This window comes from Pseudoalteromonas sp. SWN166 (assembly GCF_015864485.1).
Taxonomy (GTDB): Bacteria; Pseudomonadota; Gammaproteobacteria; order Enterobacterales; family Alteromonadaceae; genus Pseudoalteromonas.
Window position 1 is genome coordinate 1 of the sequence record NZ_JADYXB010000069.1, and the last position, 6,264, is coordinate 6,264.

The following is a 6,264-nucleotide window of genomic DNA, read 5'->3' on the forward strand; positions in this document are numbered from 1 at the left end:
ATTTTATTGCTGCAGAATACGTTGCGCGTTTTAATTTCGTCATTTTTTCACCCAAATTTGTATGCTTATTAGCATAACATTTCTCTCTTAATGGGTGGCCAAAATCACTGTACCACTACAATATTAGAGGGATTTGGTCGATTAGATATAAGCTCTAAATTTTCTAAATATAGAAACAAAGAAATATCTGAAAAAAGGTTGTTACATAGTGAATAACAATGACTAAAGAGTTTATTGAATTTGATGATTTAATCGTTGAAATAAAAAGAAGTAATCGGGTTAAATCTGTAACTATTACAGTTGAAGAAAGCAGTGTATTAGTTGCAGTTCCTCGCTTATTAGAGCTAGAGCGTATAAAGAAATTACTTAAAAATAAAAAGCAGTGGATAAAAGAAAAAGTAGCTCTTCATCATGAAGCTCAACCTAAGAGCAATAAAGAGTTTGTTTCAGGCGAGTGTTTTTCATACCTTGGACGTAACTACCGATTAAAGGTAAATCAAGGCTATTACAAACCGGCTAAATTAATCAATGGCCGTTTTAGCGTGACCTTATTTGCTGGTACTGATAACGCAGATTTAATTAAAGAGTCATTACTTGCTTGGTACGAGAAGCATGCTGAGATTAAGTTTAACGAAAAAGTTAAACGCTACGCCGACATAATGGATGTTAAATATAACTCGGTGGGTATAAAGAATTATAAAAGCCGCTGGGGTAGCTGTACTGCTGAAGGTGATATTACCTTTAATTGGAAGGTAATTATGGCTCCGAACCGCATTGTAGACTACGTAGTGGTGCATGAGCTTTGCCATTTAATACACCATGACCACTCTCCAAAGTTTTGGCGAGAAGTAGAGCGCTTTATGCCTGATTATTTAGAATGTAAGGAATGGTTAAAGCACAATGGTGCAAGGTTAGAGCTTTGATGCTTAGAGCTTTTTATTTTAAGCAAAATAGCACTGAGGGCCTCATACCAAATTAGAAACTATTTAATGAAGCTATACCCCATTTACTAACTTACTAAAAAGCTATTATCTCAGCCTTAATATCTACAATAATTTATGTATGAATCCTAGATTATTTTTATGAACATAAAATTTCTAAATAAAACAAAAAAGCTCTGAATAAACAGAGCTTTATAATTTTAAATCAACAGTTATGATTTATGTATTCCTCAGAATGGGATATCGTCGTCAAAATCAATGGTTGGTTCCATTGGGTTTGATGCGCCACCTTGCGGAGCATTTTGTGGTTTAGGAGCGAAACCACCTTGCTGCTGCGGTGCACTGTTTTGCTGTGGTGCAAAGCCGCTTTGCGGTTGTTGGTATTGATTATTTTGCTGTGGCGCAGGCGCTGATTGAGGCTGCGCTGCAGGTGCTGCTTGCTGCTGTGGAGTATAACCACCTTGCTGTTGGTTATTTTGGCCTTGATTATTTTGACCGTAACCACCACTTTGCTGGCCACCTTGTGATTGATTATTTTGATAACCACCACTTTGTTGTCCACCTTGTGATTGATTACCTTGGTAACCACCACTTTGTTGATCGCCACCACGTGCGCCTAACATTTGCATTTGACCAGTAAAGCCATCTACAACTATTTCTGTAGTGTATTTTTCTTGGCCTTGTTGATCTGTCCACTTACGTGTTTGAAGTTTACCTTCAACATAAATTTGTGAACCTTTACGACAATATTCACCAACAATTTCAGCTAATTTGCCAAAAAACACAACACGGTGCCACTCAGTTTTATCAACCATTTGGCCAGTGTTTTTATCTTTATAGCTATCCGAAGTTGCTAAGGTAATATTTGCTACACCATTGCCGTTAGGCATGTAACGAACTTCAGGATCTTGCCCTAAATTACCAACCAAAATTACTTTGTTCACACCGCGTGCCATGGAACCATCTCCTATAAATGTTAGATTAAACCAGCTACTTTACGTGCTTGGTCTAGGTCAAATTCTTTATCATTAATCTTTAAATAGCTGCGACTTTCATCGCGAACCACTGTTGCTTCTATTACGCCTGGTAAAGCAACTAACTGAGAAGCAAGCACTTGAGCATGCTCTTCAGAATCTAATTTGGTCATTAAACTAATAACTTTACTTTTGGGTGGGACTTGCATTTTCCACGCAATAATAAGCCATATTAACCCAACAAGTGCTGCTGCCGCAAACACAGCTTGTGTCGTTGTTGTTTGTGCTACATAGCCACCTAACATACCGCCTAAAAAGGCGCCTAAAAACTGGCTAGATGAGTAGCCGCCCATTGCTGAACCTTTTTGACTTGCTGGTGCTATACGCGATACAAGTGCTGGCATTGTGGCTTCTAAAAAGTTAAATGCCACAAAATAAAGCAGCATACACACAGCAATACCAACTACGCTATTAACCCATAACGACATCGCTAACATACTAATAGTTAACAGAGCTACAGAGCCAATAAACGCTTGTTTTTCTTTCTCTTTTTTAATGGCCACAATCATTATTGGTACCATTAATAAAAATGCTAAAAATAGCACTGGAATATATAAATACCAGTGATGGTCGGCAACTAAGCCATCTTTAATTAGCTGGCTCGGCAGTACAACAAAAATAGTGGTTAGCGTTAAATGAAGTAACAATACACCGGCATTTAATCGTGCTAACTGCGGATGCTTAATTAGTTTTTTAATGTCGCTAAAGCTTGCTAATGTATCGCCTTTAGGCGCTTTATTAACTGCTTTAGGAACCAATAACGTAACAATAAATATGCCTACAACAGCTAAAACAGCCGTTAACCAAAATACGCCTGCAATACCCCATGAGGCTGCAACAATTGGCCCAAGTAACATAGCAAAGGCAAAGCTCATTCCTATACTCATGCCAATAACGGCCATTACTTTTGGTCGCTGTTCATCACGACTTAAATCTGAAGCAAACGCTAACAATGCGCTGGCTATTGCGCCCATACCTTGTAGAGCACGCCCTACAGTAACCATTTGAATAGAGTCAGCTAATGCAGCCACTACAGAGCCAATGGCAAATACAACTAAGCCACCCACAATAACTTTTTTACGACCAATTTTATCTGATAATCGGCCCATAGGTATTTGCAGTACTGCTTGCGTTAAACCATACGCACCAATGGCAAAACCAATCCAAATAGGCGAAAAACCTTCAAGCGATTGTCCATAAATAGCCAATACAGGCATCAGCATAAACAAGCCGAGCATTCTAAATGCAAACACACTCGCCAGCGATACTGCGGCGCGTTTTTCTCGTGAATTAAGTGAAGATGCAGTCATTATCTATGTGATCTTACAGTATGAAAAATTGAGGTTGGGATTCTACCATAAGCTTAGCAATAATTAATCGCCTATAAGTAAGGATTTTTCATTGATCAAGGATTAATATTGCTTCGTATTATGCGATACTGAGTAAATAATTTTGGTAATAAACGAGATAGCATGGAAAACATTGAAGTCCGAGGCGCCCGCACGCACAATTTAAAAGACATCAGCCTAACCATTCCACGTGATAAATTAATAGTTATTACTGGTCTATCTGGTTCGGGGAAGTCATCACTTGCATTTGATACACTTTATGCAGAAGGGCAACGCCGGTATGTTGAATCACTCTCTGCGTATGCAAGACAATTTTTATCGCTCATGGAAAAGCCTGATGTAGATCACATCGAAGGCCTCTCTCCTGCCATTTCGATTGAGCAAAAATCAACGTCTCATAACCCACGATCAACTGTGGGTACTATTACCGAAATTTACGATTATTTACGACTTATGTTTGCCCGCGTTGGCGAACCACGATGTCCTACACATGATTTACCACTTGCTGCGCAAACAGTGAGCCAAATGGTAGACACCGTTTTAGCACTGCCTGAAGGCAGTAAGTTAATGCTGCTTGCGCCAATAGTAAAAGAGCGTAAAGGTGAGCATGTTAAGTTATTAGAGCAGCTATCGAGCCAAGGTTATATTCGCGCCCGTATAGACGGTGAAGTATGTGACTTGTCTGATCCACCAACGCTTGAGCTTCATAAAAAACATACTATAGAAGTTGTTGTAGACCGCTTTAAAGTAAAAGATGGCTTACAACAACGCTTAGCAGAGTCGTTCGAAACCGCACTTGAAATGTCTAATGGCGTTGCACATGTTGCATATATGGACGATAGCAGCGCTGAAGAAATTCTCTTCTCAGCAAACTTTGCCTGCCCTACTTGTGGCTATGCAATGACTGAACTTGAGCCGCGTTTGTTTTCGTTTAATAACCCTGCGGGTGCGTGTCAAACGTGTGATGGATTAGGCATACGCCAATATTTTGATCCTAACCGTGTGGTGCATAATCCTGAGTTAAGCCTTGCCGGCGGTGCAATTAAGGGCTGGGATAAACGCAGCTTTTATTACTATCAAATGCTACAAGCCGTTGCTGAGCATTATAGTTTTGATTTAAATGTGCCTTATCAAGATTTAGACAACGACTCGAAAAAAATTATTTTAGATGGCTCTGGTAGCACTAAAATTGCGTTTAATTACCGCAACGACCGTGGCGATTTAATTACACGTAATCATGAGTTTGAAGGCGTGTTAAACAACATGAATCGCCGCTACCGCGAAACTGAGTCAAACTCAGTACGTGAAGAGCTTGCTAAATACCAAACAAGCCAAGCATGTCCTAGCTGTAATGGCTCACGTTTGCGTGAAGAATCTCGAAATGTATTTATTGGAAAAACCAACTTACCTGCAATCACGTGCATGAGTATTGGTGAAGCTATGGAGTTTTTTGAAGGGTTAACGCTCACCGGACAAAAAGGCCAAATAGCTGAAAAAATACTAAAAGAAATTCGCGACCGTTTATCGTTTTTAATTAACGTTGGCCTAAATTACTTATCACTTGAGCGCAGCGCCGACACACTATCAGGTGGTGAAGCTCAGCGTATTCGCTTAGCGAGCCAAATTGGTGCAGGCCTTGTAGGTGTAATGTACGTACTAGATGAGCCATCTATTGGATTACATCAACGCGATAACGACCGCTTACTACAAACACTTGTCCATTTGCGCGACTTAGGTAACACCGTTATTGTGGTTGAGCATGACGAAGATGCTATTCGTGCCGCTGACCATATTATTGATATTGGCCCTGGTGCAGGTGTTCATGGTGGGCATATTATTGCTCAAGGTACGCGCGACGATATTTTAGCAAGCAAAGAGTCGGTTACAGGCCAGTTTTTATCAGGTGTGCGTAGAATAGAAATACCAAAAGAACGTCACCCAACTAACGACAAATGGCTAGAGCTATTTGGCGCAACGGGTAATAACCTTAAAAATGTGGATTTAAAAATTCCATTTGGCTTAATGACCTGTGTGACAGGTGTATCGGGCTCAGGTAAATCAACGTTAATAAACGACACATTATTTAAACTTGCTCATACAGAGCTAAATGGCGCAACAACTGCCGAAGCAGCACCGTATAAATCAATTAGCGGTTTAGATCATTTCGATAAAGTAATCGATATTGATCAAAGCCCGATTGGTCGTACTCCGCGTTCAAATCCGGCAACCTACACAGGAATATTTACCGGTATTCGTGAGTTATTTGCAGGCACCCAAGAAGCGCGCTCTCGTGGCTACAAAGTGGGTCGCTTTAGCTTTAACGTTAAAGGCGGACGCTGTGAGGCGTGCCAAGGTGACGGCTTAATTAAAGTTGAAATGCACTTTTTACCAGACGTTTATGTACCGTGTGATGTATGTAAGAGCAAACGCTATAACCGCGAAACGCTCGAAGTGCAATACAAAGGTAAAAACATACACCAAGTGCTCGAAATGACCGTTGAAGACGCTCATGATTACTTTGATAAAATACCAGCTATTGCGCGTAAGCTTAAAACGCTGATGGACGTTGGTTTGTCGTACGTGCGTTTAGGTCAAGCCGCTACTACTCTCTCTGGTGGTGAGGCGCAACGTGTAAAATTAGCACGCGAGCTATCAAAGCGTGATACTGGTAAAACGCTCTACATATTAGATGAGCCAACAACAGGCTTACACTTTGCTGATATTGAACAGCTGCTTGTAGTGCTTCATCGTTTGCGCGATCACGGCAATACTATTGTTGTTATTGAGCATAACCTCGATGTGATTAAAACAGCAGACTGGGTTATCGATTTAGGTCCTGAAGGCGGGGCTGGCGGTGGTGAAATACTGATTGCTGGTACGCCAGAAGAAGTTGCTGAATGTGAGCGTTCACATACTGGGCATTACCTAAAACCTCTATTA

At 40.6% G+C, this 6,264-nt stretch carries 4 protein-coding genes; 2 read left to right on the forward strand and 2 right to left on the reverse strand.

All coding sequences use genetic code 11. The features are described from left to right. Positions 1-218 precede the first annotated feature (218 nt). The gene (locus I6F49_RS19880) at positions 219-923 is read left to right on the forward strand and encodes a M48 family metallopeptidase (protein WP_197181723.1); all 705 of its coding nucleotides are present in this window, start codon (positions 219-221) and stop codon (positions 921-923) included. Positions 924-1,171: 248 nt separating this feature from the next. On the opposite strand, the gene ssb is transcribed toward I6F49_RS19880, so the two are convergent. Both ssb and I6F49_RS19890 read right to left on the reverse strand, forming a co-directional pair. Further along, positions 1,172-1,897: a single-stranded DNA-binding protein gene (gene ssb, locus I6F49_RS19885; protein ID WP_166419942.1), complete on the reverse strand. Its 726-nt coding sequence runs from the start codon at positions 1,895-1,897 to the stop codon at positions 1,172-1,174. A 20-nt stretch (positions 1,898-1,917) separates the two neighbouring features. Continuing rightward, positions 1,918-3,285 (reverse strand): MFS transporter, encoded by a 1,368-nt coding sequence (locus I6F49_RS19890; RefSeq protein WP_166419941.1) that lies wholly within the window; start codon positions 3,283-3,285, stop codon positions 1,918-1,920. A gap of 162 nt (positions 3,286-3,447) precedes the next feature. Between I6F49_RS19890 and uvrA the strand changes: the two genes are divergently transcribed. Further along, positions 3,448-6,264: excinuclease ABC subunit UvrA (gene uvrA / locus I6F49_RS19895; RefSeq protein ID WP_197181724.1), on the forward strand; the 2,817-nt coding region annotated here is incomplete at its 3' end.